General features: G+C 72.5%; 14 protein-coding genes. 9 read left to right on the plus strand and 5 right to left on the minus strand.

The window, feature by feature from the left end; translation table 11 throughout:
• The first annotated feature begins 3 nt into the window (after positions 1-3).
• Positions 4-1887: a rhamnogalacturonan lyase gene (locus AC07DW_RS03695; RefSeq protein ID WP_478855971.1), complete on the plus strand. Its 1884-nt coding sequence runs from the start codon at positions 4-6 to the stop codon at positions 1885-1887.
• On the opposite strand, the gene AC07DW_RS03700 is transcribed toward AC07DW_RS03695, so the two are convergent.
• Positions 1874-4159 carry a WD40/YVTN/BNR-like repeat-containing protein gene (locus AC07DW_RS03700; RefSeq protein WP_478855972.1) on the minus strand — a complete coding sequence of 762 codons (2286 nt, stop codon included), beginning with the start codon at positions 4157-4159 and terminating at the stop codon, positions 1874-1876. The two genes, AC07DW_RS03695 and AC07DW_RS03700, sit on opposite strands and share 14 nt — an antisense overlap.
• A gap of 570 nt (positions 4160-4729) precedes the next feature.
• Between AC07DW_RS03700 and AC07DW_RS03705 the strand changes: the two genes are divergently transcribed.
• Positions 4730-6466 (plus strand): glycoside hydrolase family 6 protein, encoded by a 1737-nt coding sequence (locus AC07DW_RS03705; protein WP_478855973.1) that lies wholly within the window; start codon positions 4730-4732, stop codon positions 6464-6466.
• A 135-nt stretch (positions 6467-6601) separates the two neighbouring features.
• Here AC07DW_RS03705 and AC07DW_RS03710 read toward each other — a convergent pair whose 3' ends face one another.
• Entirely contained in the window at positions 6602-7630 is a 1029-nt protein-coding gene (locus AC07DW_RS03710; RefSeq protein ID WP_478855974.1) for a LacI family DNA-binding transcriptional regulator, read from the minus strand.
• A 374-nt stretch (positions 7631-8004) separates the two neighbouring features.
• Here AC07DW_RS03710 and AC07DW_RS03715 point away from each other — a divergent pair, with 374 nt between their 5' ends.
• The 7 genes from AC07DW_RS03715 to AC07DW_RS03745 all read left to right on the plus strand — a co-directional run bounded on the left by AC07DW_RS03715 (position 8005) and on the right by AC07DW_RS03745 (position 16443).
• Positions 8005-9357 (plus strand): ABC transporter substrate-binding protein, encoded by a 1353-nt coding sequence (locus AC07DW_RS03715; protein ID WP_478856053.1) that lies wholly within the window; start codon positions 8005-8007, stop codon positions 9355-9357.
• 486 nt (positions 9358-9843) lie between these two features.
• The gene (locus AC07DW_RS03720; protein WP_478855975.1) at positions 9844-10902 is read left to right on the plus strand and encodes a carbohydrate ABC transporter permease; all 1059 of its coding nucleotides are present in this window, start codon (positions 9844-9846) and stop codon (positions 10900-10902) included.
• A complete protein-coding gene (locus tag AC07DW_RS03725; protein WP_478855976.1) occupies positions 10899-11747 on the plus strand; it encodes a carbohydrate ABC transporter permease in 849 nt (282 codons plus the stop codon). Before AC07DW_RS03720 ends, AC07DW_RS03725 begins: the two co-directional genes overlap by 4 nt.
• Positions 11748-11823: 76 nt before the next feature.
• The gene (locus AC07DW_RS03730) at positions 11824-13266 is read left to right on the plus strand and encodes a GH1 family beta-glucosidase (protein WP_478855977.1); all 1443 of its coding nucleotides are present in this window, start codon (positions 11824-11826) and stop codon (positions 13264-13266) included.
• Positions 13267-13352: 86 nt separating this feature from the next.
• Positions 13353-14657, plus strand: a complete 1305-nt coding sequence (locus AC07DW_RS03735; protein ID WP_478855978.1) for an ABC transporter substrate-binding protein — start codon at positions 13353-13355, stop codon at positions 14655-14657.
• Positions 14658-14662: 5 nt separating this feature from the next.
• Positions 14663-15622, plus strand: a complete 960-nt coding sequence (locus AC07DW_RS03740) for a carbohydrate ABC transporter permease (RefSeq protein WP_478855979.1) — start codon at positions 14663-14665, stop codon at positions 15620-15622.
• Complete coding sequence (locus AC07DW_RS03745) at positions 15544-16443, plus strand: carbohydrate ABC transporter permease (protein ID WP_478855980.1); 900 nt, start codon at positions 15544-15546, stop codon at positions 16441-16443. The genes AC07DW_RS03740 and AC07DW_RS03745 overlap by 79 nt, the downstream gene beginning before the upstream one ends.
• A gap of 70 nt (positions 16444-16513) precedes the next feature.
• On the opposite strand, the gene AC07DW_RS03750 is transcribed toward AC07DW_RS03745, so the two are convergent.
• The 3 genes from AC07DW_RS03750 to AC07DW_RS03760 form a co-directional block, all read right to left on the minus strand.
• On the minus strand, positions 16514-18022 hold the full coding sequence (locus AC07DW_RS03750; RefSeq protein ID WP_478855981.1) for a cellulose binding domain-containing protein: 1509 nt from the start codon (positions 18020-18022) through the stop codon (positions 16514-16516).
• 132 nt (positions 18023-18154) lie between these two features.
• A complete protein-coding gene (locus tag AC07DW_RS03755) occupies positions 18155-19540 on the minus strand; it encodes a HAMP domain-containing sensor histidine kinase (RefSeq protein WP_478855982.1) in 1386 nt (461 codons plus the stop codon).
• Complete coding sequence (locus AC07DW_RS03760; RefSeq protein ID WP_478855983.1) at positions 19537-20226, minus strand: response regulator transcription factor; 690 nt, start codon at positions 20224-20226, stop codon at positions 19537-19539. Before AC07DW_RS03760 ends, AC07DW_RS03755 begins: the two co-directional genes overlap by 4 nt.
• Position 20227 lies beyond the last annotated feature (1 nt).

The raw sequence follows: 20227 nt of genomic DNA on the forward strand, positions 1-20227 counted from the left end.
ATCGTGCCCCACCCGCACATCCGGATCCCCCGCGCGAGACGCCGTCCGGTCCTCACCGCCACCGCCGCCCTCGTGGCCGCCGTCACCCTCTGCGCCCAGTCCCCCCGGTCCGCCGGCGCGGCCCAGGCCGCCGCCGCCCGGCAGGTGGAGCGGCTCGACCGGGGGGTCGTCAGCGTCCACACCGGGACGGGCAACCTGGTCGGCTGGCGGTGGCTCGCCACCGACCCGGACGGCGTGGCGTTCAACGTGTACCGGGCCGGTACGAAGGTGAACGCCACGCCCCTCACCGGCGCCACCAGCCACTTCCACGCCGGCGCGCCCAGTCACGCCGACTACACCGTCCGTGCCGTCGTCGGTGGCGTCGAACAGGGCGACTCCGTGCACGCCGTGCAGTTGCGCACCGGTTACCGTGACGTGCCCATCACGCCGCCCGCCGGGGGCACGACGCCCGACGGGGTCTCGTACACGTACGAGGCGAACGACGCCTCCGTGGGCGACCTCGACGGGGACGGCGCCCTGGACTTCGTCCTCAAGTGGCAGCCGACCAACGCCAAGGACAACTCCCAGTCCGGCTACACCGGCAACACCTTCGTCGACGGTGTCCGGCTCGACGGCACCCGGCTCTGGCGCGTCGACCTGGGGCGCAACATCCGCTCCGGCGCCCACTACACGCAGTTCCAGGTGTACGACTACGACGGTGACGGGCGCGCCGAGGTGGCCATGAAGACGGCCGACGCGACCGTGGACGGGACGGGGCGGGCGATCGGCGACGCCGGCGCCGACCACCGCAACGGCAGCGGGTACGTCCTGGCCGGCCCGGAGTACCTGACGATGTTCGACGGCCGGACCGGAGCCGCCATGGGGACGGTCGACTACGTACCGGCACGCGGCAACGTGGCGTCCTGGGGCGACGGTTACGGCAACCGCGTCGACCGCTTCCTCGCCGGGACCGCGTACCTGGACGGCACCCGGCCCTCGCTGGTCATGGCGCGCGGGTACTACACCCGGTCCGTGATCGCGGCGTGGGACTGGCGCGACGGGCGGTTCACCCGGCGCTGGACCTTCGACTCGGCGTCGTCCACCAACGCGGGCAGGGGCTTCGACGGGCAGGGCAACCACAGCCTGTCCGTCGCGGACGTGGACGGCGACGGGCGGGACGAGGTCGTGTACGGGGCGATGGCCGTCGACGACGACGGCGACGGGCTGTGGACCAACCGGCTCGGGCACGGCGACGCGGGGCACGTCGGGGACCTGGACCCGGCGCGGGCGGGGCTGGAGTACTTCAAGGTGTCCGAGGACGCCTCCAAGCCTGGTTCGTGGATGGCCGACGCCCGCACCGGCCAGGTCCTGTGGCAGACCGCCTCGGGCGCCGACAACGGCCGGGGCGTCTCCGCCGACGTGTACGCCGGTTCGCCCGGTGCCGAGTCCTGGTCCGCTGCCGACACCACGCTGCGTTCGGCGACCGGGGCGGCGCTCGGGCGGGAGCCGTCGAGCGTCAACTTCGTCAGCTGGTGGGACGGGGACACCACCCGTGAACTGCTGGACGGCACCCGGGTCGACAAGTACGGCACGGCCGGCGACACCCGGCTGCTGACCGGCGACGCGGTCGCGTCCAACAACGGCAGCAAGGCGACCCCGGCGCTGTCCGGCGACATCCTCGGCGACTGGCGGGAGGAGGTCGTCTGGCGCACGGCCGACAACCGGGCCCTGCGGATCCACTCCACCCCGTACGGGACGACGACGCGGATCACGACGCTGCTGCACGACACGATGTACCGTACGGCGCTGGCCTGGCAGAACACCGCCTACAACCAGCCGCCGCACCCGAGTTTCCCGATCGGGGCCGGGATGCCGGCGGCACCCCGGCCCGCGGTCACGACCCCGTAGTGTCGCCGTAGACGATGCCGCGCCCGTTGGTCGCCACGTACACGCGGCCGTAGACGCGGGGGTCGCCCGTGATGGCGGCCCCCGTCCAGCCCCACTGGTGGGCGTCGTCGTTGATCCGCACCCAGTTCGCCCCGGCGTCCGTGGAGCGGAAGATGCCGCGTACGCCGCCGACCTTGGCGCTGGAGTAGAGCGCCGGGTACGCGGCGCCCGGCGCGGCCTTGCCGAAGCCGATGGTGTCGGCCTGGTCGACGCTGCCGAGCCGGGTGAAGGTGGCGCCCGAGTCGGTGGAGCGCCACAGGCCGTACGTGCCGGTGGGTGACCCGCCCGCGAGCCAGATGTCGCCGGTCCGGCCGGGTACCGCCTGGAAGCGGACGCTCCCGGTGGCGGGCAGGCCGGTGGCCCTGGCGGTGAAGGAGACGCCGCCGTCCGTACTGACGTAGAACGTCCCGGCCTTGAAGCCGTAGAACTTCCGCGGGTCGACGCGGTCGGCCTCGACCGTGGCGCCCGCGGGAATGCCCTGCGACGCGGTCCAGGAGCCGCCGAACCCGGCCGTGGTGTGCACGGCCGCGCCGTCCGGGCTCCACACGAACCGGCTGCCGTCGGCCGCCGCGGCGACCGTGCCGCCGCCGGAGACACCGGGCGGTTCCTGCCCGCCCCACCAGTTGGCGCCGTTGTCCGTGGAGAAGGCGATGCGGGGGCCGCCGTCCAGGTTGCCGACGCGCACGACGGTGTTCGGGTTCTTCTCGGCGTGGTCGAGGCTGGTGGTGGAGGTGAAGTTGGGCGAGGTGAACATCATGGCCGGCACCTTGGTGACGTCGGTGTGGCGGAAACCGCCGATGTCACCGAGCGCGCTGATGAGCGGTGCGCCGGAGGCGGGCGAGGCGAGGTCGTTGACGGCGGTCTCCTCCAGGCCCTGCACCATGGGCCTGATGGTGATCTTGCCGCCGCTGTCCCACTGCGAGAGGTTCTCGGTGCCGTAGAGCGTGGCGCCCGTGCCGTACATCATCCGGTTGGAGTCGAACGGGTCGATCTCCAGCGCCTCGGTCATCCAGCCCAGTTTCGGGGTCTGTTCGGGCGGGGAGGGGTGGGCGCCCCAGGTGAGCCAGGGGGAGGAGGAGACGTCCATGGTGTAGCGGTTGGTGCGGTTGGGGTACGAGGTGTACTCCCAGGCCCGCGTCCAGGTGGCGCCGCTGTCCGTGGTGCGGAAGATCTGGGTGTCGGGCCACCAGGAGCTGTACCCGGTGACCATGACCGTGCCGGGCTTCTGCCGGTCGGCGCTCAGTCCGCTGAAGCCGTAGTACGCCTGGGGGTCGGGCGTGATGTCCTGCCAGGTGCCGGTCTTCGTGGCGTACCGCCACACGGCGCCCTTGCCGCCGTCGTAGGGTCCTCCGGTGTCGCTGTACGCCAGGTAGAGGTGCCCGTTGACCGTGTCCAGGACGCCCTTGTGGGCGAGGAGGCCGGTGGGCTGGCCGGGCAGGCGGGCCCAGGTGGCACCGGCGTCGGTGGAGCGGTAGACGGAGTTGGCCTTGTCGGCGACGCCCACGTAGATCGTCCTGGTGGGATTGCCCCGTGTGCCGGTCGTCTCGTCGAAGGTGACCCAGACGATGCCCTGGTTGTCGGAGGCGTAGCCGCTGGTGTCGGACGGATCCTGGGCGTAGTTGCCCGGGTTGGGGAAGGCGGTGACCCGCGACCAGGTGGCTCCCGCGTCGGTGGAGCGCCACAGGCCGTTGCCGCTGGGCGCGCCGAGGTAGAGCACGCTGTTGCGGTTCGGGTCGACCGCGAGGCGTTCGCCCATGCCGCGGCCGGGCATGTTGCCGCCGAGCTTGAAGGGGAGGTCGGCCCGGCGCCAGGTGGCGCCGCGGTCGGTGGAGCGCAGCACGGCGCCGTTGCCGGGGTCCCAGGCGTTGGTGTACGTGCCGACGGCGGCGTACACCCGCGCGGGGTCCACGGAGTCGGAGGCGAGACTGACGACGCCGGTGTGACCCCAGTCGTCCCAGCCGATGTGGTCCAGCAGCGGGGTCCACGTCCTGGTCGCCTGCTGCCAGCGGTAGGCGCCGCCGATGTCGGTGCGGGCGTAGGCGAGGTTCCTCTCGGTGCGGTTGAAGACGATGCCGGGGACGAAGCCGCCGCCGTCGACGCGGACGTTCTTCCAGGTGTAGGCGGTGGCCGTGGGCGCCCGGGTCGCCGCGCCGGCCTGCTGTGCTGGTGGAGCGGCGCTCAGCAGGCCGGCGGCGAGCGCCAGGCCGAGGAGCAGGTTTCGTGTTCTGCGCACGGGTGCTTCCTCTCGGACGTGGGGGTGTCCGTGGCGGGCCGTGAGCAGCCCGGTCCGCCCGGCGTGACGCGTCGTGCACAAGCTGTGAACCAGTGGGAGCGCTCCCACTATGAGGAGAGGGGGGCGGGGGGTCAAGGTCCTTGAAGAGTCGAAGAAGTTCGACAGGGAAAATTCACCAACCCTCTGTTCCCTGACGGAAGTTGCCGCTACGGTCTGCTGCACCAGTGGGAGCGGTTCCATTCAGTCGGCGCATGGTCAGGTGCGCGCCCGAGCTGCAAGGAGTCGCTCATGCGACACCCCCGCACGTACGCCCCGAGGACAGGGCGCCTGCACGCGGCACGGGCCGCCCGGCGTTCGCCCCTCCCCCCACCCGCCACCGGGTAACGCCGTGGCGAGTGACACCGGCGAAGCCGTACGCGTGATCCCCGCGCACCACCCCTGATCCCCGTACACCCGGGCATCCCGCCCTGTGATCAGCGACGACGGTACGACCCGCACATATCCGCACACATCCGTCACCGGGCCGCGCGGCCACCCGCGCACGCCCACGACCGAGAGGTAACACCGGAGATGAGCCGCACCAGAACCGCCGCACCCCCTTCCCGCCGCCGTACCGCCCTGCTGGCCGCCTGCACCCTGATGGCCGCCACCGGTGCCACCGCCACCGCGCTGACCACCCAGGCCGGCGCCGCGGCGCCCGGCTGCCGGGTCGACTACCAGGTCACCAACCAGTGGAGCACCGGCTTCGGCGCCAACGTCACCGTCACCAACACCGGTGACCCGGTGAGCGCCTGGACGCTGGAGTGGACCTACGCGGGCAACCAGCGCATCGGCCAGTCCTGGAACGCCACGACCACGCAGTCCGGCGCGGCCGTCACCGCCCGGAACGTGCCGTACAACGGCAACCTGGCCACCGGGGGTTCGGCCTCCTTCGGCTTCAACGCCTCGTACAGCGGCACCAACGCCGTCCCCACCACGTTCAAGCTGAACGGTGTGACCTGCAACGGCGCGACGGACCCGGGCCCCGGCCCGACCGACCCGCCGCCGCCGACCGGCAGCCGCGTGGACAACCCGTACGCGGGCGCCAAGGTGTACGTGAACCCCGAGTGGTCCGCCAAGGCCGCCGCCGAGCCGGGCGGTACCCGGATCTCCAACCAGCCGACCGGTGTCTGGCTGGACCGGATCGCCGCCATCAACGGCGTCAACGGCGGCATGGGTCTGCGGGCGCACCTCGACGAGGCACTGCGCCAGAAGGGCACCGGCGAACTCGCCATCCAGCTGGTGATCTACAACCTGCCGGGCCGCGACTGCGCCGCGCTCGCCTCCAACGGCGAGCTGGGCCCGACGGAGATCGACAAGTACAAGACCCAGTACATCGACCCGATCGCCGCGATCCTCGCCGACCCCAAGTACGCGGGCCTGCGGATCGTCACGACCGTGGAGATCGACTCCCTGCCGAACCTGGTCACCAATGTGTCCGGCCGCCCGACCGCCACGCCGAACTGCGACGTGATGAAGGCGAACGGCAACTACATCAAGGGCGTCGGGTACGCGCTCAACAAGCTCGGCGCGGTCGGCAACGTCTACAACTACGTGGACGCGGGCCACCACGGCTGGCTCGGCTGGGACGACAACTTCGGCCCGTCGGCCGAACTGTTCAAGCAGGCCGCGACCGCCGAGGGCTCGACGGTCTCCAAGGTGCACGGCTTCATCGTCAACACCGCCAACTACAGCGCCCTGAAGGAGGACCACTTCAAGATCGAGGACTCGGTCAACGGCGTGTCCGTGCGCCAGTCGAAGTGGGTCGACTGGAACCGGTACACCGACGAGCTGTCGTACGCCCAGGCCATGCGCGCCAAGCTGGTCTCGCTCGGGTTCGACCAGAACCTGGGCATGCTGATCGACACCTCCCGCAACGGCTGGGGCGGCACCGCCCGGCCCACCGGACCGGGTGCGACGACCAGCGTCGACACGTACGTCAACGGCGGCCGCTACGACCGGCGCATCCACCTCGGCAACTGGTGCAACCAGGCGGGTGCCGGTCTCGGCGAACGCCCGAAGGCGGCACCGGCGGCGGGCATCGACGCCTACGTGTGGATGAAGCCCCCGGGCGAGTCGGACGGGTCGAGCAGCCAGATCCCGAACGACGAGGGCAAGGGCTTCGACCGGATGTGCGACCCGACGTACACGGGCAACGCGCGCAACGGCAACAGCATGTCCGGCGCGCTGCCGAACTCCCCGGTGGCGGGCCACTGGTTCTCGGCCCAGTTCCAGGAGCTGATGAAGAACGCCCACCCGGCGCTCTGATCACCTCCTTCGCTCCCTGAGCTCCGCCCCCGGTGCCGCCAAAGGGCCGCCGGGGGCGGAGACGTGCCGTGCCCCGGTGGGGGTGCCGGGCGCAGGGCCCGCGGGGGCGGGGCGGGGGCTGGGGCGGCCGGGCCCTCAGGCCGAGTCGCGGACCACCAGCTCCGTCGGCAGCACGAGCCGGCAGGGCTCGGGGTCGGCGCCGGTGATCTCCTGGAGCAGGGCGCGGGCCATGCGGCGGCCCATCTCCTCGATCGGCTGGCGCACGCTCGTGAGCGGCGGGTCCATGAGGCGGGCCACCGCCGAGTCGTCGACGCCGATGAGCGCCACGTCGTCGGGGACCCGACGGCCCGCCTCGCGCAGCACGCCCCGGGCGCCCGCCGCCATGACGTCCGACGCGGCGAAGACGCCGTCCACGTCGGGGCAGCGCTCCAGCAGCTCGCGCATGGCGCGGCGGCCGCCCTCCTCGGTGAAGTCGGCGGCTGCGACCAGCCGGTCGTCGGCGGGGAGCCCCGCCGCCTCGACGCCCTGCCGGTAGCCGTCCAGGCGGCAGCGCGCCACGTACATGTCGAGCGGGCCGGTGATCGTCGCGACCCGGCGGCAGCCGCGGCCGGTGAGGTGGTCGACCGCCGAGCGGCCGGCGCCCACGTTGTCGGAGTCGACGTAGGCGACGCGCTCGCCCGCGGAGCGGCGGCCGTTCAGCACGGCGGGCACGCCCAGCTCCCGCGCCAGGTCGGGCAGCGGGTCGTCGCCGTGGACGGAGACCAGCAGGACGCCGTCCACCCGCTGGGCGGACAGGTACTGCTCGAAGCGCTGCCGCTCCTTGCTGGAGCGGATCAGGGTCAGCAGCAGCTGCATGTCCGCGTCCGCCAGTTCGGCGCTGACGCCCCGGATGATGTCGAGGAAGTACGGCTCGGCGAACAGGCGGGACTCGGTCTCGGGGATCACCAGGGCGATGGCGTCCGTGCGGGCGCCGGCCAGCGCGCGGGCCGCGCGGTTGGGTACGTACCCGAGTTCGGCGATGGCCTGGCCGACCGCCTCCTTCGCCCGGTCGCTGACCCGCGGCGAGCCGTTGATGACGCGGGACACGGTGCCGCGCCCGACCCCCGCCCGGGCCGCGACCTCTTCCAGCGTGGGCCTGCCGGTCTGCCGTCCGCTCACCGCCATGGATCTCCCATCGAACGCCGCACCCCGGAACGAGGTGGTGACTTGGTCACCGTCAACCTAGAGGGTGCCCCCTGGACCGGCCCAGGGGGAGTACCGGCGCCGGTAACCGGCGTGGGAGCGCTCCCAAGATAGAGGAAATCACCCCTCGCCGCCACCCGTGATCCAAAGCGCCCCGACACACCCCCGGCGCCGGCCATTTTCCGCTCGCGTCTTGACACCCACCCCCGACAGGCAGCAACCTTCCGGGCATGGCGGTGTGGGAGCGCTCCCACCGCCCCGCACCGCTGTCCGACCCGGCCGCCGCCGAGCCGCTGAAAGCCGACCCGGACCTCCCTTCGCGCGCACACCAGCACCACCTGGACGAGGAGAGTGGAATGCGCACTTCCAGAATGACGGGCGGACGCCGCCGCCCCGGATCCGCGACCGTCGCGGCGCTCTCGGCGCTGACGGCGGGAGCGATCCTGCTGACCGGTTGCAGCACGGACGGCACAGAGTCCGACGGTGCCGCCGCCGACGGGAAGATCACCCTGCGCATCGGCACGTTCGGTTCGTTCGGCTACGACAACAAGAACGGCGCCAAGCTCTACGCCGAGTACGAGAAGCTCAACCCGAACGTCAAGATCGTCGAGTCGAACGTGGCCGACGGCCAGAAGTACTGGGACACGCTGAAGCTGCGCCTGTCGCGCAACAGCGGCGTCGCCGACATCCAGGCCATCGAGGTCGGTTACATCGCCGAGGCCATCGGCCCCACCATGGCGAACAAGTGGGTCGACCTGTCGCAGACGGGCGGCGCCGACACCACCGCCTTCCTGGACTGGAAGGTCAAGCAGGCGACGACGGCCGACGGCAGGGTCATCGGCCTCGGTACCGACATCGGCCCGATGGCCATCTGCTACAACAAGGAACTCTTCGCCAAGGCCAAACTGCCCACGGACCGCACGAAGGTCGCCGGGCTGTGGGCGGGCGACTGGGCGAAGTTCGTCGCCACCGGCAAGACGTACCAGAAGAACGCCCCCGCCGGGACGGCCTTCCACGACTCCGCCAGCGGCCTGTTCAACGCCGTGCTCTCCAGCCAGCCGCAGCAGTACGCCGACGACAAGGGCGAGCTGGCCTACGAGAGCAGCCCGGGTGTCCGCAAGGCCTGGGACCTCGCCGTCGAGGCCGCGCAGAGCGGCATCACCGCGAAGCTGCGGCAGTTCGACGAGAAGGGCACGTGGAACGCCGGGTTCAAGAACTCGAAGTTCGCCACCGTCGCCTGTCCGAGCTGGATGACGGGCATCATCAAGGACCAGGCCGGCCCCGCCAACAAGGGCAAGTGGGACATCGCGCGCCCGCCGGTCGCCGGCAACTGGGGCGGCTCCTTCCTCGCCGTGCCGAAGGCCGGCAAGCACGCCGATGAGGCCGCCAAGCTGGCCGCGTGGCTGACGGCACCGGAGCAGCACGCCAAGGTGTTCGGGGTCAACGGCAACATCCCCTCCACCAAGAAGACGCTCGCCTCGGCGACGGTCCAGACCGCCAAGATCCCGTACTTCGGTGACACCCCCGTCGGGCAGATCTACTCGGAGGCCGCGGCCGGGATCAGCCCCGCGCCGGTCAGCCGCTACGACGGCCAGGTGAAGACGTTCATCACGGACAACGGCATCCTCGACATCGAGCAGCGCGGCACGGCGCCGGACGCCGCCTGGGACAACGTCAAGAAGCTGATCGACGACAAGATCGACCAGTAGCGCCCGCGGCCGGGTGCCGCCGGCGCTCCCCCGCCGAGCGGCACCCCCGGCACCCCGATGCCCCCTGCGGGGTCCGCCCGCCGCTGCCCCGCCGGTGCGGTCACCCGGCCCGGACCCGGCGCCCGGCCCGGCACGGGGCCCTGCCGGGCGCCCCGCCACGGCCGGGCCCGGCAGCCTTTCCCCCGGACCGGTCACCCCTGCGGGCCGCCTGCCCGGCCCCGGCGTTCCCCGCGCGGTGGTTCGCGGTCCGGGTGCCCGGTCGGGGCCCCGGGCCCGGCTCCTCGCATCCGCATCCACCCTCGGCCTCGTCGCGTGACCCGTCGTCACCCGTCGCCGCCCCGCCGCCGACCCCGCTGCGGGGACGACCCGCACCGGCCCTCGCGCCGGAATCCGGGCCGGTGCGCACCACCACCGGTCCCGCGGCACCCACCTCCCCACACCCCGCACACCCCGCACCCGCCCGCCACCGCCTGGAAGGACGCCCTCGTGGCCACCTCCGCCCGCGCGACGACCGACGGCGCCTCGCCGCCCGATCCGCCCGCGCCCCCGTCTGCGCCTCTCGCGCCGTCCCACGGCCCCGGGGGCCCAAGGGGCTCCGGGGGCCACAGGAACCCCGGGGGCAAGGCCTCCGGTAGCTCCGGCACCTGGCGCAGCCGCCTCTACCGCTGGGACCTGAAGGCGACGCCGTACGCCTTCGTCGCCCCGTTCTTCCTCTGTTTCGCCGCCTTCGGGCTCTTCCCGCTCATCTACACCGGGTGGCTCTCGCTGCACCGGGTGGAGCTGGGCGGGGAGGCGCAGTGGCGCGGGTTCGACAACTACACGGGCCTGGCGGACAGCGACTTCTTCTGGAACGCGCTGGTGAACACCTTCACCATCGGTGTCATCTCCACCGTTCCGCAGCTGCTCATGGCGCTCGGTCTGGCCCACCTTCTCAACTACAGACTGCGCGGCCGGGGTTTCCTGCGGGTCGCCGTGCTGGCGCCGTACGCCACGTCGATCGCCGCCGCGACGCTCGTCTTCGCGCAGCTGTTCAACAGCGACTACGGGCTGATCAACTCCGTCCTCGGCTGGGTCGGTTTCGATCCGGTCGACTGGGAGTCGTCCAAGTGGCCCGCGCAGATCGCCATCTCCGTCATCGTCATCTGGCGGTGGACCGGTTACAACGCGCTGATCTACCTCGCCGCCATGCAGGCCGTTCCCCAGGACCTGTACGAGGCCGCCTCGCTGGACGGTGCCTCGCGCTGGCGGCAGTTCGTCAGCGTGACGATCCCGTCGATCCGGCCGACGATCCTGTTCACCGTCGTGGTCTCGACGATCGGCGCCACCCAGCTGTTCGGTGAGCCGATGCTGTACGGCGGCAGCCTCGGGGTCAGCGGTGGCAGCGGCAACCAGTTCCAGACGCTGAGCCTGCTGATGTACGAGAAGGGCTGGATCACCGGGGCGCTGGGGCAGGCGTCCGCCATCGCCTGGGTGATGCTGCTGATCCTGCTGCTGATCGGCGGGGTCCGGCTGCTCGTCGCCCGCCTGAACAGGGAGACCACGTGAAGATCAAGCAGACGGCGGGCCGCCAGCACCACGCGGGCCCCCTGACGTACGTCCTGCTGGGACTGGCCGCCCTGGTCTCGCTCTTCCCGCTGTACTGGAACCTCGTCGCCGCCTCGCACACGGGCGAGCGGGTCGTCGAGGCCCCGGCGCCGCTGCTTCCGGGTCCGCACCTGCTCGACAACCTCACCTTCGCCTGGAACCAGGTGGACATGGGTGAGGCACTGATCAACACCACGGTGGTGGCCGGGCTGGTGGCGCTGTCGACCGTGCTGTTCTCCACCCTGGCCGGCTTCGCGTTCGCCAAGCTGCCCTTCCGGGGCCGCAACGTCCTGCTGGCCCTCGTCGTGGCGACGATGACGATCCCGCCCCAGCTCAGCGTCATCCCGCTGTACCGGATCATCACCGACCTGGGCTGGGTGGACCAGCTCCAGTCCGTCGTGCTGCCGTCCCTGGTGGCCGCCTTCGGGGTGTTCTTCATGCGGCAGTACCTGCTGGAGGCGCTGCCCGTGGAGCTGGTGGAGGCCGCGCGGGTGGACGGCGCGCACAGTCTGCGGATCATCTGGCACGTGGTCTTCCCGGTGGCCCGGCCCGCGATGGCCGTGCTGGGCATGCTGGTCTTCGTCCAGGCCTGGAACGACTTCTTCTGGCCCTTCATCGCGCTCACGCCGGACGGCAACCCGACCCTCCAGGTGGCGCTCGCCGGTCTCGGCTCGGGCAACCACACCATCAACCAGGCGATCGTGCTCACCGGCGCGCTGATCTCCACCCTGCCGTTGCTGCTGGTCTTCGCCCTGCTCGGCAAGCACATCGTGGGGGGCATCACCTCGGGCGCGGTCAAGAGCTGACCGCGCACGGCCGATTCCTCACCTGACCGCACAGTCCGATGTCCTGCACCCTCTTCCGCGTTGGGAGCGCTCCCGTATGACTGCGTCCGATTCCCTGCCGCTCACCGCCACCCGCCAATTCCCGCCGGGCTTCCTGTGGGGCGCGGCGACCGCCGCCTACCAGATCGAGGGGGCGGCCACCGAGGACGGCCGAACCCCCTCCATCTGGGACACCTTCTCCCACACGCCCGGGAAGGTCTTCGAGGGCCACACCGGCGATGTGGCGGTCGACCACTACCACCGGTTCCACGACGACGTACGGCTGATGGCGGAGCTGGGGCTGACCGCGTACCGGTTCTCCGTGTCCTGGTCGCGCGTGCAGCCGACCGGGCGCGGGCCGGCCGTCCAGAAGGGGCTGGACTTCTACCGCCGGCTGGTGGACGACCTGCTCGCGCACGGCATCGAGCCGGTGCTGACGCTGTACCACTGGGACCTGCCGCAGGAGCTGGAGGACGCGGGCGGCTGGCCGCACCGCGCCACGGCCGAGCGGTTCGCCGAGTACGCCGGGATCGTCGCCGGCGCGCTGGGTGACCGCGTCGGGCGCTGGACCACGCTCAACGAGCCGTGGTGCACCGCCTTCCTCGGGTACGGCTCCGGCGTCCACGCCCCGGGGCGCACCGACCCGGTCGCCGCCCTGCGCGCCGCCCACCACCTGAACCTGGGGCACGGGCTGGCCGTCCAGGCGCTGCGCGCCGCGCTGCCGCCGCGTGCGGAGATGTCCGTCTCGCTGAACCTGCACGAGCTGCGGCCGCTCACCTCGGCGCCCGAGGACCTGGACGCGGCGCGCCGGATCGACGCGGTGGGCAACCGGATCTGGCTCGGTCCGATGCTGAAGGGGGCCTATCCGGAGGACCTGATGCGGGACACCGCCCACCTCACCGACTGGGAGTTCGTCCGCCCCGGCGACCTCACCGACATCAACCAGCTCCTGGACAACCTGGGCATCAACTACTACACGCCCACCCTGGTGGCGGCGACCCGCGAGGGCGACGACGCCCCGCGCAACGACGGGCACGGCGCCAGCGCCCACTCGCCGTGGCCCGGCTCGGAGGACGTCGCCTTCCACCAGCCGCCCGGCGAACGCACCGCGATGGGCTGGGCGATCGACCCGACGGGCCTGTACGACCTGCTGCTGCGCGTGGCCGGTGAGCACCCGGGGCTGCCGCTGCTGATCACCGAGAACGGCGCGGCGTTCGAGGACGAGGTCGGCGCCGACGGCACGGTGCACGACCCGCGGCGCCTCGCTTACGTGCACGGCCACCTGGAGGCGGTGCACCGGGCGATCACCGACGGGGCGGACGTCCGCGGCTACTTCCTCTGGTCGCTGCTGGACAACTTCGAGTGGGCGTACGGCTACGCCAAGCGGTTCGGCGCGGTGCACGTCGACTACCGGACGCAGCAGCGCACGCCCAAGTCGACCGCGCACTGGTACGCGCGCGTGGCCCGTTCGGGTGAGCTGCCCACCCTCGACGGGGCGTAACCGGCACCGACGAGTACAGGCCGAGGCCCCGGTCCCGCACCGGGGCCTCGGCGCGTCGCGGCCCCGGGTGCGTACACAATCGCCTCATGCGCGCACTCCTCCGCGGGTTCCGGAGCCGGGCCCTGCTGGTCGCGGCCGTCGTGGCGCTCGGTGCCGCGCCGGCCGCCGGCTGCGGCCGGGGCGGCGACGACCCGGCCGGCCGGACCGTCCTGACCGTGGGCCTCTTCGGGTCGTTCGGCTACGAGGAGGCCGGGCTCTACGACGCGTACACGCGGCTCCACCCGGACGTCGTGATCAAGCAGACGTCCATCCAGCGCAACGAGAACTACTACCCGCAGCTCCTCACCCACCTGGTCAGCGACAGCGGCCTCGCGGACGTCCAGGCCGTCGAGGCCATCAACATCGCGGAGGTCGCCGCCACCCAGGCGGACCGGCTGGAGGACCTGGGCCGGGCACCGGGGGTGCGCCGGGAGGACTTCCTGCCGTGGAAGTGGCGGCAGGCCACCACCCGGGACGGCCGCACGGTGGGCCTCGGCACCGACATCGGTCCGCAGGCCATCTGCTACCGCAAGGACCTCTTCGCCACAGCCGGGCTCCCCACCGAGCGGGACGCGGTCGGCCGGCTGTGGGCGGGCGACTGGCACCGGTACCTGGCGGCGGGCCGGCGGTACCGGGACCGGGCTCCCGGGGGCACCTCCTTCGTGGACTCGGCCTCCGGCGTCCTGTCGGCCATCACCGGCGGCAGCGCCCGGCGGTACTACGACGAGGACGGCACCGTCGTCTACAAGTCCAACCCGGCCGTGCGGGAGGCGTGGGACATCGCCGCCTCGTTCGCCACCGAGGGCCTGACGGCGCGGCTCCAGCAGTTCACCCCCTCCTGGGACCAGGCGTTCGCCAACGGGACGTTCGCCACCGTCTCCTGCCCCGCCTGGATGCTCGGCTACATCGAGGACAAGGCGGGCCCGGCCGGTGAGGACCGGTGGGACGTGGCCGCCGCGCCCCGGCCCGCCAACTGGGGCGGCTCCTTCCTCGTCGTACCGAGGTCCGGCGGGCACCGCGCCGAGGCGGCGAGGCTGGCCGCGTGGCTCACGGCGCCCGCGCAGCAGGCGCGGCTGTTCCAGCGGCGCGGCAGCTTCCCGAGCGCGTCCGCCGCCCACGCCCTCCCGGCGGTCGTCGGCGCCCGGCACCCGTACTTCGGCGACGCCCCGATCGGCCGGATCTACACTCGCGCCGCCCGGGGCGTCCCGGTGACCGTCCTCGGCCCGAAGGACCTGGTCATCGCGCAGAACCTGGCCGACGTCGGCATGCTCCAGGTCGACCAGAGGGGCCGGCGGCCCGAGGACGGCTGGGACGCGGCGGTCCGGACCATCGACAACGCACTGGACCTGTGACCGCCATGGCGAGCGACACGACGGCCCCCCTGCCCGAGCCCCGCGCGGAGCGGATCGCCCGGCGCGGCCGGTCGCACCGGTGGACCGTGCGGTGGGGCCCGTACGCGTACGTCGCGCCGTTCTTCGTGTTCTTCGCCGCGTTCGGGCTCTTCCCGCTCCTCTACACGGGCTGGGCCTCGCTGCACCGGGTGGAGCTGACCGCCCCCGGCGACATGGAGTGGGTGGGGCTGCGGAACTACTCCCGGCTGCTCACCGACGAGTTCTTCTGGAACGCGCTGCGGAACACCGTGACCATCGGCCTGCTGTCGACCGTGCCGCAGCTGCTGATGGCCCTGGGCATCGCGCACCTGCTCCACCACCGGCTGCGGGGCTCGACGTTCTTCCGGGTCGTCGCCCTCACCCCGTACGCCACGTCCGTCGCCGCCGCGACGCTCGTCTTCGTGCTGCTCTTCGGCAGGGACTTCGGGCTGGTCAACTGGGTGCTCGGGCTCGCCGGCGCCGACCCGGTCGACTGGCAGAACGGCACATGGACCTCGCGGTTCGCGGTGTCCACCATCGTCATCTGGCGGTGGACCGGCTACAACGCGCTGATCTACCTCGCCGCCCTCCAGGCCGTCCCCCGCGAGCTGTACGAGTCGGCGGAGCTGGACGGCGCGTCCCGGTGGCGGCGGTTCGCGCACGTCACCGTGCCGTCGCTGCGGCCGACGATCCTGTTCACCTGCGTCGTGTCGACGATCGGCGCCACGCAGCTCTTCGGCGAGCCGCTGCTGTTCAACGGCAGCGCGGGCGCGACCGGCGGCTCGGGCCACCAGTTCCAGACGCTGGGGCTGTACCTGTACGAGCAGGGCTGGGTGAATCTGCACCTGGGCCGCGCCTCGGCGATCGCGTGGGCGATGTTCCTGATCCTGCTGCTCCTCGGGGCGGTCGTCGCGCTCATCGACGCGTACCGGAGGAGGACGGGGTGAAGCCGCGGGCTCGCGCGGGGCTGCTGACGTACGCCGCGCTCATCGTGCTGACCGTGGTGTCGCTGTTCCCGCTCGTGTGGACGGCGGTCGCGGCGTCCAGCAGCAACGGCCGGCTGGCGCGGACACCGCCGCCCCTCCGGTTCGGCGACGACCTGCCGGAGAACCTGGCCGTCGCCTGGACGGACGCCAACATGGGAACGGCGCTGCTCAACACGACCATCGTGGCGGGCACGGTCGCGGCGGGCACGGTCCTGTTCTCCACGCTCGCCGGTTTCGCCTTCGCCAAGCTGCGCTTCCGCTTCAAGGACCTGCTTCTGCTGCTGGTGATCGGCACGATGATGGTGCCCCCGCAGCTGAGTGTGGTCCCGCTGTTCATGCTGGTCGCCGAACTGTCCTGGACGGACCGGCTCCAGTCGGTCGTCCTGCCGGCCCTGGTGAGCGGCTTCGGGGTGTTCTTCATGCGCCAGTACCTGGTGACGGCGCTGCCCACCGAGCTGGTCGAGGCGGCCCGGGTGGACGGGGCGAGCGGCCCGAGGCTGGTGTGGCACGTCGTCTTCCCGGCGGCCCGGCCCGCGATGGCGGTCCTCGCCATGCTGACGTTCGTGATGTCCTGGAACGACTTCTTCTGGCCGATCATCGCGCTCACCCAGAGCAACCCGACCGTCCAGGTGGCGCTGACGGGCCTCGGCCGGGGCTACATCCCCGACCAGTCGGTCATCATGGCGGGCGCCCTGCTGGGCACCCTGCCGCTGCTGCTGGTCTTCGTGGTGTTCGGCCGCCAGATCGTCGGCGGCATCATGCAGGGCGCGGTGAAGGGGTGAGTACGCGCCCGGGGAGGGGTGCGCTCCGGCCGGGTGGGGGGCGGGCCCGGCCGGAGCGCCGGAGGGGTGGCTACCGGTAGGCGGCGAACGCCTTGGTGAAGGCCAGCGGCTGCTGGACGATCGAGCTGCACGTCGCGTCCGCGTGGTTCACGGCCCCGGCCGCGCACTGCTTGTCGCGGGTCGAGGACCACATCGACAGCCGGCCCAGGCCCTTGGACCGCGCGAAGTCGACGAGCTGGGTCGCGTCGTCGACCGTGAAGACCTCGGTGGTGACGTCGTTGACGCCGATCATCGGGGTGACGGCCACGGTCTTCCAGGCGGCCGCGTCCGTCAGCCCGAGAACGCCCTTGATCTGCGCCTGGGTGGCGGTCGCGGCCTGGACGGCGTACTGACCCATGTCGCCGCCGTACGCCGGGCCGTAGTCCATCGCCATGACGTTGACGGCGTCGGTCCGCACGCCGTTCTTCCTGGCGTCCGCGAGCAGGTCGACGCCGGGCTGGGTCAGCCCCTCGGGCATGACCGGCAGGGTGAAGGAGACGTCCAGGCCCGGATGCGCCTTCTGGAGCTGCGCGATGGCCTGGGCGCGGCGGGTGTTGGCGGCAGTGTCGGGGAGGGCCGCGCCCTCGATGTCGAAGTCGACCTTGGTGAGGGCGTACCGGTCGACGACCTCGCCGTACGCCCTGGCGAGGTCGCCGGCCGTGGCGCAGTCGAGGGCCAGTTCGTGACCGGCCGCGCCGCCGAAGGAGACGCGCACGTCGCCGCCCTTGGCGCGCAGGGCTCCGATCTGGGCGGCGACCCTGTCGTTCGCCAGGCCGGTGACCCCGCCCCACAGGGGGGCGCAGGAACCGCCGGAGGTGATGAAGGCGAGGGTGAACTCCTTGACGCCGGTCCTGGCGGCGGTGTCGAGCAGGTCGTACGCGGGGTACAGCGAGGTGTCGACGTACGGGGCGAACCGGCCGCCCGAACCCTGTGCGGGCGGTGGCGTGGGCGTGGAGGCCGTGGGGTTGGGCGTGGAGGCGGTCGGCGTGGGGGCGGGGGTGGACGCCGTCGGGGTGGGCGCGGGCGTGGGCCGCCCGGTGGGCCGTCCGCTCGGCTGCGGGGTAGGGCCGCCGCCGGCCGCGCACGTGACGCCGTCGATCAGGCATCCGACCGGGTCGCCCGCCTCGCCGGCCGCGCCGGTGACGAAGCCGACCGTGACGGAGGCTCCGGGCGCCAGCTCCTTGTTCCAGCTCGCGGGCCGCACCGTGACGTGCTGCCCCTCGACGGTGTGGTCGCCGTTCCACAGGGAGCCGATCCTCGTACCGGCGGGCAGGTCGAACTCCAGGGTCCAGCCGGACCGGGCCCGGTCCGTCTCGTTGGTGATGACGTACTGGCCCGTGTAACCGCCGTCCCAGGCGCTGGTCCTGGTGTACACGGCTGCCCCGTCGGCGGCGGCCTGCACGGTGCCGGTGAACGCGAACGCGGCCCCGCCGGTCACCGCGGCCGCCACGACCGCGCCGACCGCCTTGCTCCTGCCGCTCGCCCTGCGCCGGTGCGCGGCCCTGCCGCCGGTGCCGTCCGTGGTGCCCGTGCTGCCCATCGCGTGCCTGCCTCTGTGTACCGGGGGTTCTGTGGTGCGGCAGCACGCTAGCGAGCCGGAAGCGGACAAATGCACACTTCGGGACGGGAGTTGCGAACCTTAGGCTCCGCTTAAGGCAGCCATGGGAGCCGGTTAATGCTGGGGGCGGAACCGCCGGCGCTGCACGCGGTGTCCGCGCCTGCGTCCCTCGGACGTACCGCGCCGCCCGTCCAGCCCGATCCAGACGCGGACCTCCGTACCGCCGAGGACCGAGCGCCCGATGCGTACGTCCCCGCCGGTCGACTCGGCGACCCGGCGCACGATGTCCAGCCCGAGCCCCGTCGAGCCGTCCCGCGCCCCGCTGTTGCCGCGCGCCATGGCGGCCTCCGGGTCCACGATGCCGGGTCCCGCGTCCGAGACGAGGACGATGACGGCGTCGTCGCCGTTGTGGACGTCCACCGAGAAGGCGGTGCCCTCCGGGGTGTGGCGGAAGACGTTGCCGAGCAGCGCGTCGAGCGCGGCGACCAGTTCCGGGCGGGCGACGGGGATGCGGACGGGTCGGTCGACGCCCGCGAGGCGCACCTCGCGGGCCTCGTCCTCGGCCAGCGCCGACCAGAACTCCATCCGCTCCCGTACCACTTCGGAGGCGTCGCACCCGGCGCCCGGGCCGCTCGCCCGGGTCTGCGGCTTGGCCTGTCTGGCGGTACGGATGATGGTGTCGACCTCCCGCTCCAGTTGCGCCACGGCCGTCCGCGTCTGTTCGGCGGCGGGCCCGTCACCGAGCGAGGCGGTGTTGAGGCGCAGCACCGTCAGGGGGGTGCGGAGCCGGTGGGAGAGGTCGGCGGCCAGCTCGCGCTCGTTGGCGAGGAGCCGGACGACCTGGTCGGCCATGGAGTTGAAGGCGATGGCGGCGGACTTGAGCTCGGTCGGCCCCTCCTCCGGCACGCGTGCGCCGAGTTTCCCCTCCCCCAGCTCATGGGCGGCGTGCGCGAGCCGCTGGGCGGGCCGCACCATGCGGACGCCGAGCCGGTCGGCGACGGCGACCGAGCCGACGACCAGCCCGACGCCCACACCGGCGAGGATCAGCCACGCGGTGGTCAGGCCGTTGGTGACCTCCCCCTCGGGGACGTACACCTCGACGATCGCGATCTGGCCGGTGCTGATGGCGGTCGGCTGGAGCAGGGCGTAACCGCCGGGCACCTCGGTGGTCGAGGCTCTCGGTACGCGCTGGACGGTGGCGAGGTCCCCGGCGGTGGCCCGGCCCGTGCCGATCTCCATGGGCTCGGCGCCCGTGGACGCCGGGATGTGCACGGCCAGGCGCCCGGCGGCGCCCGCCTGGGTGGAGGCGACGGCCCGGTCGAGCTGGGCGCGGTCGGTGGTGATGGACAGGGAGGTGCCGATGGCGGCGGCCTGCCGTTCGGCGTTGGTGAAGGCCCGGTCGCGGGCCATCTCCCTGATGACCAGCCCCAGGGGCACGGCGAACGCGACCACCACCATCACCGTGACGGCGAGCGCCACCTTGACGAGCGCCCACCTCACCGCGGCGGCTCCAGCTTCACGCCGACGCCCCGCAGGGTGTGCAGGTAGCGGGGGCTGGCGGCGGTCTCGCCCAGTTTGCGCCGCAGCCACGACAGGTGGACGTCGATGGTCTGGTCGTCCCCGTACGACTGCTGCCACACCTCGGCGAGCAGCTCCTTGCGCGGGACGACCACGCCGGGGCGGCCGGCGAGGAACGCCAGCAGGTCGAACTCGCGCCGTGTCAGGTCCAGGCGCGCGCCGTCCAGTTCGGCCCGGCGGCGCAGCGGGTCGACGGTGAGCCCGCCGACCCGCAGGACGCTGCTGGGCGGGGCCTCGCCGGCGGCCGCGCGGGAGCGGCGCAGCACGGCGGCCATCCGCGCGGACAGGTGTTCCACCGAGAACGGCTTGGTGAGGTAGTCGTCGGCGCCGTCGTTGAGCAGCCGTACGATCTCGGCCTCGTCGTCCCGCGCGGTCGCGATGATCACCGGTACGTCGGTGATGCCGCGCAGCATCTTCAGCGCCTCGGACCCGTCCAGATCGGGCAGTCCGAGGTCCAGGATGACGACGTCGAACCGGAAATGGGCGACCTCGCGCAGCGCCTCCAGTGCCGTGCCGACGCTCCGTACGGTGTGGGAGGCCTCGGTCAGGTGCCGGATGAGGGCGGAGCGCACGAACTGGTCGTCCTCGACCAGGAGCACACTTGCCATG

It is taken from the genome of Streptomyces sp. NPDC045701 (genome assembly GCF_056432045.1).

Excerpts from the sequence above, each read along its gene's own strand:
- AC07DW_RS03705 (WP_478855973.1), top strand. The coding sequence starts at position 4,730 with ATGAGCCGCACCAGAACCGCCGCACCCCCTTCCCGCCGCCGTACCGCC.
- AC07DW_RS03710 (WP_478855974.1), bottom strand. The coding sequence starts at position 7,630 with ATGGCGGTGAGCGGACGGCAGACCGGCAGGCCCACGCTGGAAGAGGTC.
- AC07DW_RS03715 (WP_478856053.1), top strand. The coding sequence starts at position 8,005 with ATGCGCACTTCCAGAATGACGGGCGGACGCCGCCGCCCCGGATCCGCG.
- AC07DW_RS03730 (WP_478855977.1), top strand. The coding sequence starts at position 11,824 with ATGACTGCGTCCGATTCCCTGCCGCTCACCGCCACCCGCCAATTCCCG.
- AC07DW_RS03735 (WP_478855978.1), top strand. The coding sequence starts at position 13,353 with ATGCGCGCACTCCTCCGCGGGTTCCGGAGCCGGGCCCTGCTGGTCGCG.
- AC07DW_RS03740 (WP_478855979.1), top strand. The coding sequence starts at position 14,663 with ATGGCGAGCGACACGACGGCCCCCCTGCCCGAGCCCCGCGCGGAGCGG.
- AC07DW_RS03750 (WP_478855981.1), bottom strand. The coding sequence starts at position 18,022 with ATGGGCAGCACGGGCACCACGGACGGCACCGGCGGCAGGGCCGCGCAC.
- AC07DW_RS03760 (WP_478855983.1), bottom strand. The coding sequence starts at position 20,226 with ATGGCAAGTGTGCTCCTGGTCGAGGACGACCAGTTCGTGCGCTCCGCC.